This is a genomic window from Streptosporangium sp. H16 (assembly GCF_051918855.1).
Taxonomy (GTDB): domain Bacteria; phylum Actinomycetota; class Actinomycetes; order Streptosporangiales; family Streptosporangiaceae; genus Streptosporangium.
The window spans coordinates 137,670-156,496 of sequence record NZ_JBPXMD010000008.1 but is presented as its reverse complement, the minus strand read 5'-3'; the positions used below and the strand labels follow the sequence as shown (position 1 = coordinate 156,496).

General features: G+C 70.5%; 18 protein-coding genes. 9 read left to right on the top strand and 9 right to left on the bottom strand.

Features of this window, described 5'->3' with window-relative positions:
• Window positions 1-21 precede the first annotated feature (21 nt).
• Window positions 22-810, bottom strand: coding sequence for an oxidoreductase (locus ACTOQ2_RS15885; protein WP_440083830.1), 789 nt, complete (start codon window positions 808-810; stop codon window positions 22-24).
• A 433-nt stretch (window positions 811-1,243) separates the two neighbouring features.
• Here ACTOQ2_RS15885 and acs point away from each other — a divergent pair, with 433 nt between their 5' ends.
• From acs to ACTOQ2_RS15865, 4 genes are all read left to right on the top strand, one after another.
• Complete coding sequence (gene acs, locus ACTOQ2_RS15880; RefSeq protein WP_440067830.1) at window positions 1,244-3,229, top strand: acetate--CoA ligase; 1,986 nt, start codon at window positions 1,244-1,246, stop codon at window positions 3,227-3,229.
• 890 nt (window positions 3,230-4,119) lie between these two features.
• The gene (locus tag ACTOQ2_RS15875; RefSeq protein WP_440100328.1) at window positions 4,120-4,587 is read left to right on the top strand and encodes a phage holin family protein; all 468 of its coding nucleotides are present in this window, start codon (window positions 4,120-4,122) and stop codon (window positions 4,585-4,587) included.
• A complete protein-coding gene (locus tag ACTOQ2_RS15870) occupies window positions 4,584-5,507 on the top strand; it encodes an alpha/beta fold hydrolase (RefSeq protein WP_440100326.1) in 924 nt (307 codons plus the stop codon). The genes ACTOQ2_RS15875 and ACTOQ2_RS15870 overlap by 4 nt, the downstream gene beginning before the upstream one ends.
• A complete protein-coding gene (locus ACTOQ2_RS15865; RefSeq protein WP_440067825.1) occupies window positions 5,504-5,944 on the top strand; it encodes a DUF309 domain-containing protein in 441 nt (146 codons plus the stop codon). Before ACTOQ2_RS15870 ends, ACTOQ2_RS15865 begins: the two co-directional genes overlap by 4 nt.
• A 236-nt stretch (window positions 5,945-6,180) precedes the next feature.
• On the opposite strand, the gene ACTOQ2_RS15860 is transcribed toward ACTOQ2_RS15865, so the two are convergent.
• The gene (locus ACTOQ2_RS15860) at window positions 6,181-7,383 is read right to left on the bottom strand and encodes a MarP family serine protease (protein ID WP_440100325.1); all 1,203 of its coding nucleotides are present in this window, start codon (window positions 7,381-7,383) and stop codon (window positions 6,181-6,183) included.
• 72 nt (window positions 7,384-7,455) lie between these two features.
• Here ACTOQ2_RS15860 and ACTOQ2_RS15855 point away from each other — a divergent pair, with 72 nt between their 5' ends.
• Window positions 7,456-8,007, top strand: coding sequence for a HEAT repeat domain-containing protein (locus ACTOQ2_RS15855; protein WP_440100324.1), 552 nt, complete (start codon window positions 7,456-7,458; stop codon window positions 8,005-8,007).
• On the opposite strand, the gene ACTOQ2_RS15850 is transcribed toward ACTOQ2_RS15855, so the two are convergent.
• A complete protein-coding gene (locus tag ACTOQ2_RS15850) occupies window positions 7,957-8,601 on the bottom strand; it encodes an NUDIX hydrolase (RefSeq protein WP_440100323.1) in 645 nt (214 codons plus the stop codon). The two genes, ACTOQ2_RS15855 and ACTOQ2_RS15850, sit on opposite strands and share 51 nt — an antisense overlap.
• 116 nt (window positions 8,602-8,717) lie before the next feature.
• Window positions 8,718-9,437, bottom strand: coding sequence for an endonuclease III (gene nth, locus ACTOQ2_RS15845; protein WP_440100322.1), 720 nt, complete (start codon window positions 9,435-9,437; stop codon window positions 8,718-8,720).
• Between the two features lie 87 nt (window positions 9,438-9,524).
• Here nth and ACTOQ2_RS15840 point away from each other — a divergent pair, with 87 nt between their 5' ends.
• Window positions 9,525-10,205 (top strand): Crp/Fnr family transcriptional regulator, encoded by a 681-nt coding sequence (locus ACTOQ2_RS15840; protein ID WP_344742748.1) that lies wholly within the window; start codon window positions 9,525-9,527, stop codon window positions 10,203-10,205.
• A 151-nt stretch (window positions 10,206-10,356) separates the two neighbouring features.
• Here ACTOQ2_RS15840 and ACTOQ2_RS15835 read toward each other — a convergent pair whose 3' ends face one another.
• The 4 genes from ACTOQ2_RS15835 to ACTOQ2_RS15820 form a co-directional block, all read right to left on the bottom strand.
• On the bottom strand, window positions 10,357-11,199 hold the full coding sequence (locus ACTOQ2_RS15835; RefSeq protein WP_440100321.1) for an MBL fold metallo-hydrolase: 843 nt from the start codon (window positions 11,197-11,199) through the stop codon (window positions 10,357-10,359).
• Window positions 11,196-12,032, bottom strand: a complete 837-nt coding sequence (locus ACTOQ2_RS15830) for an NUDIX hydrolase (protein WP_440100320.1) — start codon at window positions 12,030-12,032, stop codon at window positions 11,196-11,198. Before ACTOQ2_RS15830 ends, ACTOQ2_RS15835 begins: the two co-directional genes overlap by 4 nt.
• A 361-nt stretch (window positions 12,033-12,393) precedes the next feature.
• Window positions 12,394-12,852, bottom strand: a complete 459-nt coding sequence (locus tag ACTOQ2_RS15825; protein ID WP_440100319.1) for a RidA family protein — start codon at window positions 12,850-12,852, stop codon at window positions 12,394-12,396.
• Window positions 12,849-13,004: a DUF4177 domain-containing protein gene (locus ACTOQ2_RS15820; RefSeq protein ID WP_344742745.1), complete on the bottom strand. Its 156-nt coding sequence runs from the start codon at window positions 13,002-13,004 to the stop codon at window positions 12,849-12,851. The genes ACTOQ2_RS15825 and ACTOQ2_RS15820 overlap by 4 nt, the downstream gene beginning before the upstream one ends.
• Window positions 13,005-13,376: 372 nt before the next feature.
• Here ACTOQ2_RS15820 and ACTOQ2_RS15815 point away from each other — a divergent pair, with 372 nt between their 5' ends.
• Window positions 13,377-14,381: an ArsA-related P-loop ATPase gene (locus ACTOQ2_RS15815; RefSeq protein ID WP_440100318.1), complete on the top strand. Its 1,005-nt coding sequence runs from the start codon at window positions 13,377-13,379 to the stop codon at window positions 14,379-14,381.
• The gene (locus ACTOQ2_RS15810) at window positions 14,378-15,505 is read left to right on the top strand and encodes an ArsA family ATPase (protein WP_440083818.1); all 1,128 of its coding nucleotides are present in this window, start codon (window positions 14,378-14,380) and stop codon (window positions 15,503-15,505) included. The genes ACTOQ2_RS15815 and ACTOQ2_RS15810 overlap by 4 nt, the downstream gene beginning before the upstream one ends.
• 213 nt (window positions 15,506-15,718) lie before the next feature.
• On the opposite strand, the gene ACTOQ2_RS15805 is transcribed toward ACTOQ2_RS15810, so the two are convergent.
• Entirely contained in the window at window positions 15,719-16,015 is a 297-nt protein-coding gene (locus ACTOQ2_RS15805; protein WP_012887233.1) for a WhiB family transcriptional regulator, read from the bottom strand.
• A gap of 318 nt (window positions 16,016-16,333) precedes the next feature.
• Here ACTOQ2_RS15805 and ACTOQ2_RS15800 point away from each other — a divergent pair, with 318 nt between their 5' ends.
• Window positions 16,334-18,571, top strand: coding sequence for a transglycosylase domain-containing protein (locus tag ACTOQ2_RS15800; RefSeq protein WP_440100317.1), 2,238 nt, complete (start codon window positions 16,334-16,336; stop codon window positions 18,569-18,571).
• Window positions 18,572-18,827: the final 256 nt, after the last annotated feature.

Genomic DNA, 18,827 nt, shown 5'->3' with positions numbered 1-18,827 from the left:
CAAGCGGTGACCCGCCCGAGGTCAGCCTCGCTGCATGGCCTCGCAGATGGCCGTGGCCTCACGCACGCCCAGCGCGACCGCCGACGCGCAGTGCCGCACCCACGCGGCGACACCCTCGGGGGTTCCGCTCAGATACGACCGCAACCCCTCCCCGTAGGCCGGGCCGAGTTCGAGGTGGCCCACCTCGACGGCCACCAGCGACTTCGGGTCCAGGCCGAACTCCACCAGCGTCAGCCGCTCCGCCGCGCGCGCGACCACCCCGTCCGCCGTCCCGAACGGGCGCAGCACGGCCAGTTCCGCGTGTACGACGGCGGCGAGAACCAGCGCGGGGGCCTTCGAGGAGGCCGTCACCAACTGGACCAGCCCGTCCACCCGTGCCACCGCCTCCTGTGGCCCGGGGGCGGCGCCCAGGCCGAGCGGGTCGGGGGCCGCGGCGGTGGCCCTCGGGCGGCCGAGGTCTCCCGCGCCGCCTTCTCCGGTGAGTCCCGAGGCTGCGAGCGTGTGCAGCCTGGCCAGCACCTGGCGGGGCGCCGTGCGCCAGGTGGCGCCGAGCCGCCCCAGTTCGGCCGAGACGCGCAGCGCGCCCTGCACCACGGGATCGGTGACCTCGGGGATGACGTCGAGGGGCACGTCCACACCCTCCAGGGCGGCTGACGCGCGGGCACCGCGCAGCGCTGACCTGGCCGACACCTCCGGGCTCTTGCGCCGCAGCACGCGGTGCCCGTAGAGCCGGTCGACGGCCTTGCGCGCGTCAGTGACCGCCTCGGACACTCCGGGCATTCCCGCGATGACAGCCAATGGGTCGTTCACGCTGCCCGACCCTATCGGGACCGCTCGGCGAGGCCCCGACCAGACCGGCGGAGGCGCCCGGGGAAGCCCTCCCTCAGGAGGTCGGAAAGCCGGGAAACCGGGAAGCCGGCCGAAGGCCCGGCCGCGGGAATCCGGCTCCCGGAAATCCTCCCGGAAGGTCGCCCCGGGTGACAGCGGTCGAACCGTTCACCGAGCACATGCCACCGCCCAGCGCACCGCGCCGCCGCTGCGCGTTGAATAACGCCGTCTACATTCCTACGGTGTCGAAAACGCAACGTTTCGAGGGTAATTATCCCCAAAATTAAGGCGTTTTGAATACATATGGTCCCTCATCACCGATTGGTACAGACCTGTCTAGACCTCTTGTGGCGGACACGGGTGGCCTGGTGAAGTGGGACACGACCAGTCGATAGCAGTACGTGAGGAGTGCGTAGTGGCCCCGGAGACCCCTGGTTCCGAGTCGCGTGAGACCCAGGAGACGCTGTCGAACCTGCTGCACGAGACCCGGCGGTTCGCACCTCCTGCCGAGCTGGCCGCGGCCGCGAACGTGACCGCCGACGCCTACGTGGAGGCCGAGCGGGACCGCCTCGCCTTCTGGGAACGGCAGGCCGACCGTCTGGCCTGGTCGAAGCGCTGGGACACCACCCTCGAGTGGAACCCGCCCTTCGCCAAGTGGTTCGTCGGCGGCGAGCTCAACATCGCCTACAACTGCGTCGACCGCCACGTGGAGGCGGGCCGCGGTGACAAGGTCGCCTATCACTGGGAGGGCGAGCCGGAGGGCGACACCCGTACGCTCACCTACTCCGACCTGCTGCGCGAGGTCTCCAAGGCCGCCAACGCGCTCCAGGAGCTGGGGGTCGGCAAGGGCGACCGGGTCGCGATCTACATGCCGATGATCCCCGAGCTGCCGATCACGATGCTGGCCTGCGCCCGCATCGGAGCGATCCACTCGGTGGTGTTCGGCGGGTTCTCCTCCGCCGCGCTCAGCGGCCGGATCAAGGACGCCGACGCCAAGCTCGTGGTCACCGCCGACGGCGGCTATCGCCGCGGCGCGCCCAGCGCGCTCAAGCCCACCGTGGACGAGGCCGTCGCGGAGTGCCCCGGCATCGAGCACGTCCTCGTCGTGAGGCGGACCGGCCAGGACGTCGAGCAGACCGACAAGGACGTCTGGTGGCACGACGTCGTGGACCGGCAGTCCGACGTCCACGAGGCGCTGCCGAACGACGCCGAGGACCCGCTCTACATCCTCTACACCAGCGGGACGACCGGCAGGCCCAAGGGCATCCTGCACACCACCGGCGGCTACCTCACCCAGGCCGCGTACACCCACAACGCGGTGTTCGACCTCAAGCCCGACACCGACGTCTACTGGTGCACCGCCGACATCGGCTGGGTGACCGGCCACTCCTACATCGTGTACGGCCCGCTGGCCAACGGCGCGACCAGCGTCATCTACGAGGGCACCCCGGACACCCCGCACCGCGGCCGGTTCTGGGAGATCGTGCAGAAGTACGGGGTCACGCTGCTCTACACGGCCCCGACGGCCATCCGCACGTTCATGAAGTGGGGTGACGACATCCCCGCCAAGTACGACATGTCCTCGCTGCGGATCCTGGGCAGCGTCGGTGAGCCGATCAACCCCGAGGCGTACGTCTGGTACCGCGAGCACATCGGCGGCAACCGTACCCCGGTCGTCGACACCTGGTGGCAGACCGAGACCGGCGCCGTCATGATCAGCCCGCTGCCCGGCGTCACCGAGGGCAAGCCCGGCGCGGCCATGCGCCCGCTGCCGGGCATCACCGCCGACGTGGTCGACGACCAGGGCCGGAGCGTGGGCAACGGCGGTGGCGGCTACCTCGCGATCCGCGACCCGTGGCCCTCGATGCTCCGCACGATCTGGGGCGACGACCAGCGCTACATCGACACCTACTGGTCCCGCTTCGAGGGCATGTACTTCGCGGGCGACGGTGCCAAGAAGGACCAGGACGGTGACATCTGGCTGCTCGGCCGGGTAGACGACGTCATGCTCGTCTCCGGGCACAACATCTCCACCACCGAGGTCGAGTCGGCGCTGGTCTCCCACCCGAAGGTCGCCGAGGCGGCCGTGGTCGGCGCGACCGACCCGGTGACCGGGCAGGCCATCGTGTCGTTCGTGATCCTGCGCGGCAACGCCGAGGAGGGCGCGGACATCGCGGCCGAGCTGCGCGCCCACGTGTCCAAGGCGCTGGGCCCGATCGCGAAGCCGCGCCAGATCCTGGTGGTCCCCGAGCTGCCCAAGACCCGCTCCGGCAAGATCATGCGGCGTCTCCTGCGTGACGTGGCGGAGAACCGCAGCGTCGGCGACGTCACCACCCTGGCCGACAGCACGGTGATGAACCTCATCTCGGAGAAACTGCCCAGCGCCAAGAGCGAGGACTGAGCGAGCCGGGACACCCGGGCGGGCCGGAGACGCCGGAGACGCCGGAGACACGGCCCGCCCGGAGAGGCCGAACCTCTTGATCACTCCGAGTCCCCGCGAGAAACCCTCCGCGCACGTCCTTTCGTGAGCACCCCCGCCGGCCCACGAACTCCGTGGGCTCGTGCGAGCTCACGGGGGGCCTTCGGACGGTTCCGCCGAAGGCGGACCTTCCGAAGGCGGGACCGTCCGAAGGCCGGACCGCCAACGGCTTTCCGGCGACCTCTCCGTCGGTGTCTTCGAGGAAGTCCTCGAAGACACCTCCGGTCGCGTCTCCGATGACGGGGACTCGCCGCTCGGGAGGCCCATCTCACCGGTCCGGTCTCACGGGTCACGGTCTCACGGGTCTGGTCTCACGGGTCGCGGTCTCACGAGTCCGGTCTCACGGGCCTGCGACGTTCACCGGGCCGCCGCCGGGGTAGCTCTCGGCCCGTTGACATCTTCTTCGGGGCCAAAGGTCGCAGAAAACGGGGAGCTCCCGCCCGCACGGGCCGGGAGTCGCCCCGGCGCCCGCCGTCCCCGCCAAGAGCCCAACGGTCCCGACCAAGGAGCCAACGGTCCCGTACAGACTTCACATCCCACACATCCCACCCGCCCGGCGGTGGGGCTGTGGTGCAGGTTCTCCCCACCGGACAGCCGAGACCTCACCAAACCGGTGCAGTCCCCCGCCTCTCTTCCTCTCCGGGACTAAAGTCTGAAGTCTTGACGACGCAGATATTTGATGACAGGTACGCGATGACCACCGGCGTGCTCGCGACGCCGGTTCCGGCGACGATTCCGCTGCGGGTGTGCGTGCGCGACCGCCTCAACGCGCAGCATGATGTTCGACAAAGGCCCTCGATAGGAGATCGTCCATGACACATATCCCGCCCGCGGAACCACAGGAGGAGTCACTGGGCGCGCTGGTCGCCGCCGCCAGCGACCACATATCCACCCTGGTCCGCGCCGAGATCGAACTGGCCAAGGCCGAGTTCAGGTTCGACGCCAAACGGGTCGGCACGGCGGCGGGGCTCTTCGGCGCCGCGGCGTTCATGGCCCACCTGTGCCTGATCCTCGCCTCGTTCACGATCGCCTACGCCCTGATCGGCGCGGGCCTGTGGCCCTGGGCCGCCTTCCTGATCGTCACCGTGTTCTACCTGCTCACGGCCGGGCTGCTGGTCTTCATCGGCATGCGGCGGCTCAAGGGCCTGACCGGGATGAAGCGGACGCTGCGCTCGCTCAAGACCATCAGGAGCGGCGAGCCCGAGCCCGCTCCCGGCACGGCTCCGCTCCCCACCGTTCAGGCGGACGGCCGTCGCGACCCCGCGAGACCCGGCCAGTGAGCAGGCCCGACGAGTCCCTGGTCAAGATCGAGGGGCCGTGGACCCACCGCTCCGTCCACGCCGGAGGTACCCGCTTCCACGTCGTGGAGGCCGGTACGGGCCCCCTCGTGCTGCTGCTCCACGGATTCCCGCAGTTCTGGTGGAGCTGGCGCAACCAGCTCGTCTCGCTCCCGGCGGCGGGCTACCGCACCGTCGCCGTCGACCTGCGGGGATACGGAGCCAGTGACAAGCCTCCGCGCGGCTACGACCTGCACACCCTCGCCGCCGACGCGGCCGGGCTGATCCGGGCGCTGGGCGAGACCGGTGCGATCGTCGTCGGCCACGACTGGGGCGGGCTGCTCGCCTGGACCATGGCCGTGACGGATCCCAAAGCGGTCCTGCGGCTGGTCCCGGTCTCGGCTCCGCACCCCCGCCGTCTCCGTGCCACGCTGTTCACCGAGCCCTTCGGCCAGCTCAGGGCGGCCCGCTACGCGCTGGGCTTCCAGCTGCCGCTGCTTCCCGAGCGGCGCCTGACCGCCAACTCCGGCGCCAGGGTGGGGCGGCTGCTCGACCAGTGGTCGGGCCCCGGCTGGCCCGAGGAGGACGTGGCGAGGACCTACCGCGACGCGTTCCGCATTCGCAACGTGTCGCACTGCGCGCTGGAGTACCACCGCTGGTTCGGCCGCTCCCAGCTCCGGCCGGACGGATGGCACTACGCGAGGACCATGCGTACCCAGATCAACGTGCCGACCCTGCAGTTGCACGGCGCGCTCGACAGGCACATCCTGCCGCGCACCGCACAGGGCTCCGGCCGCTACGTCGCCGCCCCCTACCGATGGCGGCTGATGGAGGGCGCCGGGCACTTCCCGCACGAGGAGCGCCCCGATGAGTTCGACGCCGAACTCGTCGCCTGGCTGGCCGACCCGGAGCCCGACCGGTGAACGGGCGGGACCGGGATCCTGACGGGAGGCCGCGCAACCAGCGTCCCCGCGACGCGTTCGGGCGCCCGCTGCCGCGCGGCGCCGAGGGCGTGGAACGCATTCCGGACGACTACGCGCCGAGCACCGAGGAGGCCCTCTCCGAGGCGCGCCGCCTGCTCGGCGAGAGGCGGCCGTTCCACGCCCACGAGGTGCTGGAGGGCCGCTGGAAGACCTCTCCCGAGGAGGAACGCGAGCTGTGGCAGGGACTGGCGCAGATCTGTGTCGGCCTCACCCACCTGCAACGGGGCAACCGCCGCGGGGCCGCGACGCTGTTCGCGCGGGGCGCCGACCGGATCAGCCGCTACGGCATGCCGTACGAGCGGATCGCCAGGACCGCCCACGAGCTCGACACCCTGGAGGCCGAGGCGGCCATCGCCAGGATCGAGGAACTCCTCTGAGCTTCGCCCCCGCCGTCCGGACGTGCCGGCGAGAAGTCCCGTGACGACATGCGCGGACGGCGCTCGCACGGCGCCCTGACGATGCCCTGACGATGCCCTGAAGGCGCCCTGAAGGCGCCCTGACGATGCTTGGACGGTGCTCGCGCGGGTTCGCGGGCCGGGAGCGCGTCAGGCGACCCGATCGGGCACCACAAAACCGGACCGGGCACCACGGAGCAGGACCAGGCACCATAAAGCTAGTTCTGGTCGCACTCCTGGGTGTCGACCCGGTTGAAGAGCCTGGAGCCGTCCTCGGCGTCCGGCGCGACCTCGGCGGCGGTGAGCACGTAGCCGGTCTCCTGCTGGTTGAGGGCCGCGGCGAAGACGACACCGTAGACCCTGCCGTCGGGGGTGAGCAGCGGGCCGCCGGAGTTGCCCTGGCGGACCAGGCCGCGGATGGCGTACACGTCGCGGACGACGCTCTTGCGCTCGTAGATGTTGAACCCCTTGGCCTTCTGCTGCACCCGGATGCGGGCCACGTTCATGGTGTAGCCGTGGCCGTGCGGGAATCCGGCGACGATCGCGTCGTCGCCCTTCTTCGCGCTGCCGTCGAAGCGCAGGATGGGCATGTTGAGCCCGGGGACGTGGAGGATGGCGATGTCGCGGTCGGGGTTGTAGAGCACGACCTTGGCCGGGTGGGTCTTGTCGAGGTAGTCGGTGACCTGCAGCCCCTGGTTGACCCCGGCGACCACGTGCGCGTTCGTCATGATCTTGTTCTGGGCGTAGACGAAGCCGGTGCCCTCGATGTGCTTGCGGCAGCTCGTGGCCACGCCCTGGACCTTGACGATGCCCCGGCGCGCGCGATCGAGCTGCCGGTTGCCCTTCGCCGCCACGCTCTGGTCGGGCGGCGAGACGTCGACGAGCTGGCCGCCTCCGATGGCGTCGAACACCTTGGGGAAACCGGAGGTGTCGATGAAGTTCTTGAAGGGGACCTGCAGCTCCTTGGCCGCGCTGGGCAGCGTCTGGTCGACCGTGGTCAGCAGCAGGGACCTGTTGACCTGCTCGCTGATCAGGGTGAACTGCGACGACGCCAGCAGCGAGCCGATCAGCCACGCGATGATCAGCACGGAGAAGGCGCTCGCGAAGGTGCCGCCGACCGCGTCGACGACCTTGGCGGGCTCCCAGGTGACATGGCTGCGGACCACCGCGCCGATCGTGGACGACGCGAACTGCCCGACCGTGGCGGAGAGGAAGACGATGACGATCGCCAGCAGGGCGCGCTCGGTCTCTCCGTCGACCACGGCTCCGGCGATGGGCGGGGCGATGAACATGCCCAGCAGCCCGCCACCGACAAAACCGACAAAGCTCAGGGCACCGATGATGAACCCCTGGCGGTATCCCGACACCGCGAAGGCCACCATCAGGGCGATCAGGATGAGATCGAGGAGATCACCGCTCACTCCCTTACGGTATCCAGCCGCCGCCCCGCGCGTGCACACCTTCTGCGAGGTCTCTGCGGTTATCGTGGCCGGATGGCGATGATCGGAGGGGCGGCGGCCGTGGAGTCTCTCATCGAGACCGCACTGCGAGAACGGGACCAGGAGGGTGCGGCCCGCTGGCGCGCGATCACCCAGCTGCAGGAACGCGGCGATCTGGAGACCTTCACCGCGGCACGGAGGCTGTGCTCGGGCAGGACCACCGCCGAGCGGATGCTCGGGGTCGACATCCTGGGGCGGCTCGGCTTCGTCGACCGGACGCTGCCGGTGCTCCGCGCCCTGTCCGTCCAGGAGGACGACTGCCTGGTGCTCTACTCGGTGCTGATCGCCTTCGGTCACCTCAGGGACCGCCGCGCGCTGCCGTCGGTGATCGCCCTCGCCGAGCACGGCGATCCCCGGATCAGGTACGGGGCCGCCTACGCGCTGCCGAACATCATGGGCAGCCCGCCCGACCCGACGGGCCTGGCCGCGCTGCGGCGGCTCACCCTCGACCCCGACGAGGACGTGGCCGACTGGGCCCGCCTCGGCCTCGCCCTGTCAACGGGACGCGAGGTTGAGGACGTCGGGCGGGATGTCCTCGACTCGTGACCGGTCCCAGGGAAGCTCGAAGCCCGAACCGCCGAGCACCCCGTCGAGCACTCCCGCGGTGAACCCCCACACCAGCAGCCCGCGCACCCGGAACGCCGGTCCGATGTGACCGCTCGGGTGGCGCAGCCTGATCCGGTTGGCCGGGTCGACGAGCTCGCGGACCGGGACCCGCTCCACCGACTCCACCTCGTCGGGCGAGGCCGCGTGCACCACGCAGGGCGTGTGCCACCAGCCCAGCACCGGAGTCACCCGGTTGTCGCTGTGGCTCAGGTACAGCTCGGGCATGGTCCCGAGCACCCGGACGCCCGCCGGGTCGAGACCGGTCTCCTCGCTCGCCTCGCGCAGCGCTGCGGCGATCGGGCCGTCGTCCTCGGGATCCACCCCGCCGCCGGGGAAGGCGGGCTGCCCCGCGTGCGTGCGCCCGCGCGAGCTCCGCTGGATGAGCAGCACGTCAGGGCCGAACGGCCCCTCGCCGAAGAGCAGGAGCACCGCGGCCGCCCGCCCCCCGGACGCCGGAGGGCGGAACATCGGGGTCACCGGCATTCCCGTGACCCGCTCCGCCAGCGTTTCCAACCACCCAGGGACTTCTTCCACGGGCACACCTCCGGTTCTCTGCAACGCAGTGTTCCGCCCCGCGCTTCCCGGTGTCCGCGGATCCGCGGGACACGGAAACACCGGCCGGACGGTCACCCGGTGACGATCAGGGAGAATCACGAGAAGGGGCCGGGGCGCACCAGTTTGGCGGCCCGTGCCGGATCGACGGGGCCGAGGCCGTAGGAGGGGCAGAGCGCGGCGAGCGGGCAGACGCCGCAGGCCGGTGTGCGGGCGTGGCAGACGCGGCGGCCGTGCCAGATCAGGCGGTGGGACATCATCGTCCAGTCGCGCTTCGGGATGAGCTCGGCGACGACCTGCTCGATCTTCACCGGATCGGTCTCCGAGGTCCAGCGGAAGCGGTGGGTGAGCCGCTGGAAGTGGGTGTCGACGGTGATGCCGGGCACCCCGAAGGCGTTCCCGAGCACGACGTTGGCCGTTTTGCGGCCGACTCCGGGCAGGGCGACCAGGTCCTTCAGCTTCCCGGGCACCTCGCCGCCGTGGCGCTCGCACAGGGCCTGGGCCATGCCGATGATGCTGTTGGTCTTGGCGCGGAAGAAACCGGTGGGCCGGATGATCCCCTCCATCTCGGCCCGGTCGGCACCGGCATAGTCTTCCGCTGTGGGATATTTGGCAAAAAGGGTAGGAGTAACCGTATTAACCCTTTTGTCCGTACATTGGGCGGACAGGATCGTCGCGACCAGCAGTTCGAGGGGATTGCGAAAGTCGAGCTCGCAGTGGGCGTCAGGATAAGTTTCCACCAGAATCCGGTCCATTCGACGAGCTCGACGAACCAGGGCAAGCTGGGATTCACCACCGGGGCTGACGTTGCGGAGCACTCCGCCAGCCTACGCTCAAGGCCCCCCGGAGAGCGGCACGATGGGATGGGTCACAATGACTGCGTGAGCCGTGAAACAGGAGGCACTGTGAACTCCGACGACGTGCTGGGCAAGGCCCCTCTGTTCGCCGCGCTCGACCGTGAGAGCGCCGCCGCGCTGCGCACGAGCATCTCCGAGGTGGAACTGTCCAAGGGACAGACCCTCTTCAGCGAGAACGAGACCGGAGACCGCCTCTACGTGGTGCTCGAAGGCAAGATCAAACTCTCCCGAACCTCGCCAGACGGCCGGGAGAACCTGCTCAGCGTGCTCGGTCCGAGCGAGATGTTCGGCGAACTGTCCCTGTTCGATCCCCGTCCCCGTACGGCGTCGGCCACCGCGCTGACCGACGTCCGCCTGGCCGGGCTCGGACACGACGACCTGCGGCCCTGGCTGACCGGCCGGCCCGAGGTCGCCCTCCACCTGCTGCGGGCCCTGGCCCAGCGCCTGCGCCGTACGAACGACGTGCTGGCCGACCTGGTCTTCACCGACGTGCCGGGCCGGGTGGCCAAGGCCCTGCTCGACCTGGCCGAGCGCTTCGGCCAGCGGATCGACGACGGCGTACGGGTCCACCACGACCTCACCCAGGAGGAGCTGGCCCAGCTGGTCGGCGCCTCGCGGGAGACCGTGAACAAGGCGCTGGCCGACTTCGCCCAGCGAGGCTGGCTGCGCATCGAGGCCAAGGCCGTGGTCATCATGGACCTGGAGCGGCTGCACAACCGCTCGCGCTGAGCCGCCTTCCCGAGAAACCCCCAGGACCCCGGAGATCCCGGAGACCTCGGGGAACCCCGGGAAAGCCCAGGAGGCCCCGGCAGGACGAGCGCCGGGAAAGGACCGTTCCGAAGGCGGCCGCTCCGAGGAGCGGGCCGCCCCGGAGGCGGGTCTACCCGTCGAGGTAGGCGAGCTGCGCGCGGACCGACATCTCGGCGGCGGGCCAGAGGGACCTGTCCACGTCCGCGTAGACGATCTCGACGATCTCCCGGGGCGTCGCCGCCCCCCGCCGCCTGGCCTCCCGGATCTGGTCGAGCCTTTGCCGCCGGTGCGCGATGTAGCCGTCGAGGGCGCCGATCGGGTCGGGCAGCACCGGACCGTGGCCGGGCAGCAGCGCCTCGGCCCCGACCCGCTCGGCCCTCGCCCGGAGCAGGTCGAGGGAGCGCAGGTAGTCGGCCAGGTCGCCGTCCGGGGCGATCATGGTGGTGCCGCGGCCGAGCACCGTGTCACCGGTGAGGATCGCCCGGTCCCGCGGCAGCCAGAAGCAGAGCGAGTCGAACGAGTGACCGGGCGTGCCCACGACGTGCAGTTCCAGCTCCCCGGCCGTGAGCACGTCGCCGTCGCCGAGCCCCTCCTCACCCAGCCGGTGCGCGGGATCCAGGGCCCTGACGGGTGCCCCGACCAGTCCGGCGAACTTCGCGGCGCCGCCGCTGTGGTCGTGGTGTCCGTGGGTGAGCAGGATCGCGACGACGCGGCGGCCCTCCAGGTGCCCGGCGAGGCGCGCGAGGTGCTCGTCGTCGTCCGGTCCGGGGTCGACGACCAGCACCTCCTCCCCGAACTCCCCGAACTCCCCGAGTTTCCCGGCCTCCCCGGGCCCCCCGGGCTCCCGGAGGCCGATCACCCACGTGTTGGTGCCGTCCAGGGTCATCTCGGAGGGGTTCGGGGCGAGGAGGTTGAGCGCGTGGTCCGTACCGGCCCCGTCCGGTCCCTCCAGGGGGATCCGCAGCCCACTCACCGCGCGCCGAACCGGTAGTCGTCGTCGAGCACGATGCGCATCTCCCCGTCCACCTCCGCGATCTTCGGCATGAAGGTCACGATCTCACGATCGGCCGCGAGCACCTCGGCCACCTTCTCGTAGGCGCTCAGCTCGGTGAGCGTGCGGTACGTCGGGGGCATCAGGAAGATCCGGCCCGTCCCGCCCTGGTCGAGCGCGTCGACGGACCGGATCCAGACGACCTGGTCGGCCTCGCCGCCGACGTCGCGGGTGAGCTGGCCCGCCGGGAGCGCCGCGACGAAGAACCGGGTGTCGAAGCGCCTGGTCTCGACCTCGGGAGTGATCCAGTGCGCCCAGGGACGGAGCAGGTCGGAGCGGAGGACCAGGCCGCGCCGGCCGAGGAAGTCGGCGAAGGACAGGGTCTTGCCGATCAGGGCGAGCCGGTCGGCCTCCCAGTCGTCGCCGGTGGTGTCGGACACCACGGTCTCCGCGGACGGACCGGCCAGCAACACCCCCGACTCCTCGAACGTCTCCCGTACGGCGGCGCACACCAGGCCCCGGGCGGTCCGCTCGTCCGCGCGGAAGATCTCGCCCCAGGCGGCGGGCGGAGGACCCGCCCAGTCGATCTCATGGTCGGTGTCGCGCGGGTCGACCGACCCGCCGGGAAAGACGTAGGCCCCCGCGGCGAAGGCCATGCTCGCCTTGCGCCGCAGCAGGTACACCTCCAGCCCGCCGGCCTCCTCACGGAGGACGACCACGGTGGCGGCGTCCCGGGCCGGGACGGGGGCGACCCGCCCGGCCAGGATGTCGCGTGCGCGCTCGCCCAACTCACCGGGAAGCGGGATACCGCCCATTGAGACCCTCCACCAGAACATCACTCGGTTGCAGGTCAATCATGTGGCACGGCACCGTCGCGGACAATCGCGGGTCCACAGCGGGTCCACATCGGCGCCCCGTGGCACGGCACGCCCGTACGGCCCCTGGCGGGCCCCCACGGCACCCGTGCGGCCCCGAGCGAGCCCGGCCGCTCCTCAGACCTCAGCCGCAGCCGACGGGCCTCAACGGCCACCAGGGGCCCTCCCGCCTCCGACGGCCCCGGGGCCGTCAGGGCCGTCAGGGCCTCACCGATCCGCCGGAGACGTCCGGACGACCTCAGCCGATCCACCGGGGGCACCCGGGCGACCTCAGCCGATCCACCGGGGCGCCCGGACGACCTCAGCGGACCTCGGCGATCACCTCGACCTCGACCGGCGCGTCCAGCGGGAGGACGGCGACGCCGACCGCGCTGCGGGCGTGCCTGCCCGCGTCACCGAGCACCGCGGCGAGCAGGTCGCTGGCGCCGTTGACGACCTGTGGCTGGCCGGTGAAGCCCGGAGCGCTGGCCACGAAACCGACCACCTTGACGATGCGGACGATGTTCGACAGTCCTCCGGCCTCCGACGCGACGGCGGCGAGGGCGTTGAGCGCGCACGCCCTCGCGAGCTCGTAGGCGTCCTCGACGTCCACCTCGGCGCCGACCTTGCCGGTGGCCACCAGCTTGCCGTCCACGATCGGGAGCTGCCCCGACGTGTGGACGTGGTTCCCGGAACGCACCGCCGGGACGTACGCCGCCAGCGGCGGCACCACCTCCGGCAGGGTCAGGCCCAGCTCCGCCAGTCTCTCCTCGGCCGTCACTGCCTCGGCCGCTTCAGGTAGGCGACCAGCTGCTCGGGGTTGGGGCCCGGCACGACCTGGACGAGCTCCCAGCCGTCCTGGCCCCAGTTGTCAAGAATCTGCTTCGTCGCGTGGACCAGCAGCGGCACCGTCGAGTACTCCCATTTCGTCATGCGGGACACATTAGCGAGACCGCCCCCGGCAAGCGGCCCACCTCGAAGCGTCGGACGCGGGGACGGCCCGCTGTGAGAATCTGCATATTTACTTTGCGAGTCCGATCGATTAGCGACACGAACACGTACGGTCTCCCGGACCGCGCGCCGGCTCCCCGGCGGGCCCGGCCCCGGCGCGTACAGGCCACACGACCGCGCTGAACAGGGCGATTCGCAGCAAATGCCCCCAAAGAAGGCATCTCGACTGCTCTCCGGACGGGCGCCCGCGACCGGGCGCGGCCGCCCTCGCCCGCCGGAGGGGCGTGCCGGTGCGGGCCCTCCGGGGGAAGGTGCCGAGGAGTTGTCAAGTAGCCGTTGGGTAGCCTTCGAAGGGTGAGAGCTCGCGACACCGATTGGGACGGCGTACGCCTTCACGTCGTCACCGGCAAGGGCGGCACCGGCAAGACCACGGTGGCCGCCGCACTCGCGCTCGCCCTCGCGGCGGGTGGCAGAAAGGTCCTGCTGGTCGAGGTCGAGGGCCGCCAAGGGATCTCCCGGGTCTTCGACCTGCCGCCCCTGCCGTACGAGGAGCGCAAGATCGCCGTCGCGCCCGGCGGCGGGGACGTCTACGCGCTGGCCATCGACGCCGAGGAGGCCATGCTCGAGTACCTCGAGATGTTCTACGGCATGCGCAGGGCGGGCCGGGCGCTCAGCAAGATCGGCATCGTCGACTTCGCCACCACCATCGCCCCCGGCTTCCGTGACGTCCTGGTCACCGGCAAGACGAGCGAGGCCGTCCGGCGCAAGGGCAAGGACGGCAGGAGGACCTACGACGCGGTCGTGCTGGACGCGCCGCCGACCGGCAGGATCGCGCGCTTCCTCAACGTCACCAACGAGGTCGCGGGGCTGGCCAGGGTCGGTCCGATCAAGAACCACGCCGACCTGGTGAACGGCGTCGTCTCCTCACCCGAGACCGCCGTGCACTTCGTCACGCTCCTGGAGGAGATGCCGGTCCAGGAGACTCTGGACGGCCTGCGCGAGCTCCGCGCCGCCGGGCTCCCCCCTGGCGGGATCTTCGTCAACATGATCCGCGAGTCACTGCTCCCCGCCGCCGTACTGGACGCCGCCGCCGAGGACAGGCTCGACCCGGCCGAGCTGGTGCTCGGCCTCAAGGCCGCCGGACTCACCGACGGCGGCCCCGCCGCGGTCGCGATGGCCGAGGCCCTGACCGAGGAGATCGCCGAGCACGCCCGCCGCACCGAGCTGGAGCGGGATGAGAGGCTGTCGCTGGACAAGTCCGCCCGTCCCCGCTACGACCTGCCGTTGCTGGCCGACGGAGTGGACCTGTCGGGGCTGTACGAGCTGGCGGAATCGATCCGCACCCAGGGAGCAGCGTGAAGACCCCTCCGTTCCTCGACCTCGACGCGATCATCGACGATCCGAACACCCGGATCGTCGTCTGCTGCGGCTCCGGCGGTGTCGGGAAGACCACCACCGCCGCGGCACTGGGGCTGCGCGCGGCCGAGCGCGGCCGTTCCGCCGTGGTGCTCACGGTCGACCCCGCGCGGCGGCTCGCGCAGTCGATGGGACTCACCGAACTCGACAACACCCCCAGGCCCGTCATGGGGGTCGAGGGGGACGGCCGGCTGCACGCCATGATGCTCGACATGAAGCGGACCTTCGACGAGATCATCGAGGCGCACGCCGACCCCGAGCGAGCCCGCCAGATCCTGACGAACCCCTTCTACCAGTCCCTGTCGTCCAGCTTCTCCGGCACGCAGGAGTACATGGCGATGGAAAAGCTGGGCCAGCTCAGGCGGTCGGACGAATGGGATCTGATCATCGTCGACACCCCGCCGTCCCGCTCCGCGCTCGACTTCCTCGACGCTCCCGAGCGGCTCGGCCGCTTCCTCGACGGCAAGCTGATCCGGGTGCTCATGCTTCCCGCCAAGGCCGGGGGACGCAGCGCGTTCAAGCTGTTCAACGCGGGTTTCGGCATCGTCGCAGGGGCGCTGACCAAGCTGCTGGGCGCGCAGGTGCTCAAGGACCTGCAGACGTTCGTGTCCGCGCTGGACGCCGTCTTCGGTGGTTTCAGGGCGCGGGCGGATCAGACCTACCGGCTCCTGCAGGCCCCGGGGACGGCGTTCGTCGTCGTGGCCTCGCCCGAGCGCGACGCGATGCGCGAGGCGTCCTACTTCGTGGAGAGGCTGGCCGAGGAGCGCATGCCCCTGGCGGGTCTCGTCGTCAACCGGGTGCACCGCTCGCCCGCGTCCATGCTGTCCGGGGCGCGGAGCACCGCCGCCGCGGAGGACCTGGAGTCGCGCGGCGAGCACGAGCTCACCTCCGCCGTGCTGCGGTTGCACGCCGGGCGGATGCAGCTGGCCGCTCGCGAGCGACGCGAGGAGGAGCACTTCATCTCCGCCCACCCCACCGTGCCCGTGGCGCGGGTCCCCGCCATGGCGCAGGACGTGCACGACCTGGAGGGGCTGCGCGAGGTGGGCGACCTCCTGGCCGCCCGCTAGCCGTACGGCGGTGTGACCCCGGGTCGCCGGGCCCGGGTGGCGCTCCGGACGCCGCCGCCGGGCGACCCGCTGCCAGGTGACCCGCCTGTCGGGCGACCCGGAGAAGCCTCCGTCGGACGGACCCGGAGAACACGCGCGACGCGCGCTCTCTCCGGCCCGTGACATGCGTGTACGGCTGGCGCTCGGCGCCAGCCGTACGGGATGGGCGCGAACTCAGCCGGCGATCAGCTCATTAGTCCGCTCGTATTCCTCTTTGGCCAACTCCAGCAGGTCCCGCCAGGAGTCGACATCCGGTCGCCGGCGCAACAGCGCTCGGCGTTCGCGCTCGGTCATCCCGCCCCACACCCCGAACTCGATGCGATTGTCCAGCGCATCGGCGAGGCACTCGGTCCGGACCGGGCATCCTCGGCAGATCAGCTTCGCTCGGTTCTGGGCAGCACCCTGAACGAACAAAGCGTCAGGATCCGCACCCTTACAGGCCGCACGGGAGGTCCAATCCGTGATCCACATTCGACCCCACTCCCCTTTAGGTGGTCAGTCGTGACTTGGGCCGACGGGCGCGGGCGTCGGGCCTCGGTATTCAATTGCTGCAGAAAGAGAACGTACGCAACCAGACGTTCGGGCCGACAGACCCCGGCGGGACCAAATTCTCACATGGTCATCCACGGCCATCTGGCCGGGAATGACTAGTCACCTGCCTGAGATAACAGGACAAAGCCAAGCTAAGATGGCGTTCCGTTACCGTTCGCGTCATCCGTCCGACGTACCCTGGGTCCTGTGCAAGCTCAAGGCAAAGACCAGAGGTCTGTGATCGGCGCTGCCGGTAACGTGCTGAAGTTGCTCGGCGCGGCCGCCGTCACGGGCGTGCTCGTCGCCGCGGTGGCGCTTCCGGCCGTGGGTGGCGCGGGGATGACGGTGAACGCGGCGACGAACGAGCTGCGCCTTCTCCCCGAAGAGCTCAAGGAGCCCCCCCTCGCCGAGAAGACCACCCTGCTCGACGCCAACGGCAAGCAGTTCGCCCAGTTCTACTTCGAGAACCGCGAGTCGGTGAAGCTGGACGAGGTCGCCGACGTCATGAAGACGGCGATCGTGGCGATCGAGGACGACCGGTTCTACGAGCACGGCGCGATCGACCTGGAGGGCACCTTCCGGGCCGCGGTGAGAAACGTCTCGGGCGGCGGGGTCGTCCAGGGCGGCTCCTCCATCACCCAGCAGTACGTCAAGCTGGTGCTCGTCAACGCCGCGGAGACCAAGGAGGAACAGGCCGCCGCGATCGCGCCCACTCTCCCCCGCAAGCTCAACGAGTTGCGCTACGCGCTGGCCCTCGAGGAGAAGTACACCAAGTCGGAGATCCTCGAGCGCTATCTGAACATCTCCTACTACGGCGCGGGCGCCTACGGCATCCAGGCCGCCTCCCGGCGCTTCTTCAACAAGCCGGCCTCGAAGCTGACCCTGTGGGAGGCGGCAACCCTCGCCGGGGCCGTGCAGAACCCGAGCGTGACCGACCCAAACGCGGGCAAGGCCGCCCGCGACCGGCTGCTGGAGCGGCGCAACATCGTGCTGAACCGGATGGCCGAGCTCGGCAAGATCACGCCGCAGGAGGCCGAGGAGGCCAAGAAGAAGAAGCTCGGGTTCAAGAACATCGAGGCCCCCGGCGGCTGCGAGGAGAGCGCCTACCCGTACTTCTGCCTCTACGTGCGGCAGGAGATCGCGACCAACGAGGACTTCGGCAAGACCCGCAAGCAGCGCGAGAGGCTGCTGCAGCGGGGCGGTCTGGTCATCAAGACGACGCTCACCCCGAAGGTCCAGAAGGCCTCGGAGAAGGCGATCAAGGAATACGTCAAGACCAGCGACAAGCCGGTCGCCTCGCAGGCGATGATCGTTCCCGGCACCGGCGCCGTGAAGGCGATGGCCGCCAGCCGCAACTTCGGCAGGAACAAGAAGAAGAACGAGATCAGCTACAACCTCGTCGGTGACCGGGAGCACGGCGGCGGAGCGGGTTTCCAGGCGGGCTCCACGTTCAAGCCCTTCACCCTGCTGACCGCCCTTGACCAGGGCATGAAGCTGGGCGACGGCTTCGGCACCGGTTCCGGCTACCGGGCGCCCAGCCACAGCGCGTTCCGCAACTGCAAGGGCAAGGCGGTCGGCGAGCCCGACCACGAGGTCAAGAACTCCAGCGAGGGCGGCGGTGGCTTCAAGACCCTGACCACCGGCACCCTGGGGTCGGTGAACACCTTCTTCATGCGCCTGGAGCAGGAGGTCGGCCTCTGCGAGACGGTCAAGATGGCCAAGAGCCTGGGCATCAAGCGCGCCGACGGCAGGGCTCTGAAGGAGTTCGAGACCTTCACGCTCGGCATCAACGAGATGGACCCGGTGACGGTCTCCGCCGCCTACGCGACGATCGCCGCCCGCGGCACCTACTGCAGCCCGATGGTGATCACCGAGAGCACCGACCGCGACGGCAAGAAGACCTCCTACAAGCCGAAGTGCAAGCAGGTCCTGGACGAGGAGGTCGCCGACGCGGCCACCCACATCATGTCCGGGGTCTTCACCAAGGGCACGATGACCGAGGTCGGCGGCATCGGCCGTCCGGCGGCGGGCAAGACCGGCACCACCGACGCCTACACCGCCGCCTGGTTCGCCGGATTCACCCCCGACCTCGCCTCCGCGGTCAGCCTCGGCGACCCGCGCGGCGCCTTCAAGTACGACCTGACCGGCGTGACCATCGGCGGGCGCTACTACAGCTACGTGTACGGCGCCTCGATCTCCGGCCGGATCTGGAAGGACTCCATGCTCGGCGCGCTCAAGGGCGTCGAGGCGACCTCCTTCACCCCGGTGAACATGGAGCGCTTCGGCGGCTGCTCCGCCGGCCGGTGCGCGCCCAAGCCTCCGCCGAAGCGCGGGGACGGCGACGGCGACGGGCCCGGGGACGGCCGGGGCGACGACCGGGGTGACAACGGCGACGGCCCGTTCGGGCCGCCGGACGGCGGCGACAACCGGGAGGTCAACAACGGCTTCCCGTTCGGCCCGAACGGTGGTGCCCCGATCGCCCCGCCCGTCCCGTAACGACACCGGAGCCCCGGCCCCGGGAACGCACGGAACCCCGGGACACCAGGCTCCGGAACGCCGGAGCCCTCCTCGCCGGACCTTCGAAGGTCCGGCGAGGAGGGCTCTCGCCGTGCGGGCCCCATGGCAGGGGTCGCGCGTCCCGACGGGCCGGACCGGGCCGAGCCGGTGGGCGCCACCTCGCGCTCGTTCTCGGACCGGCCGGATCGGTTGAATCAGTCCGGATCAGTCGAACCGGTCGGATCAACCAGACCGA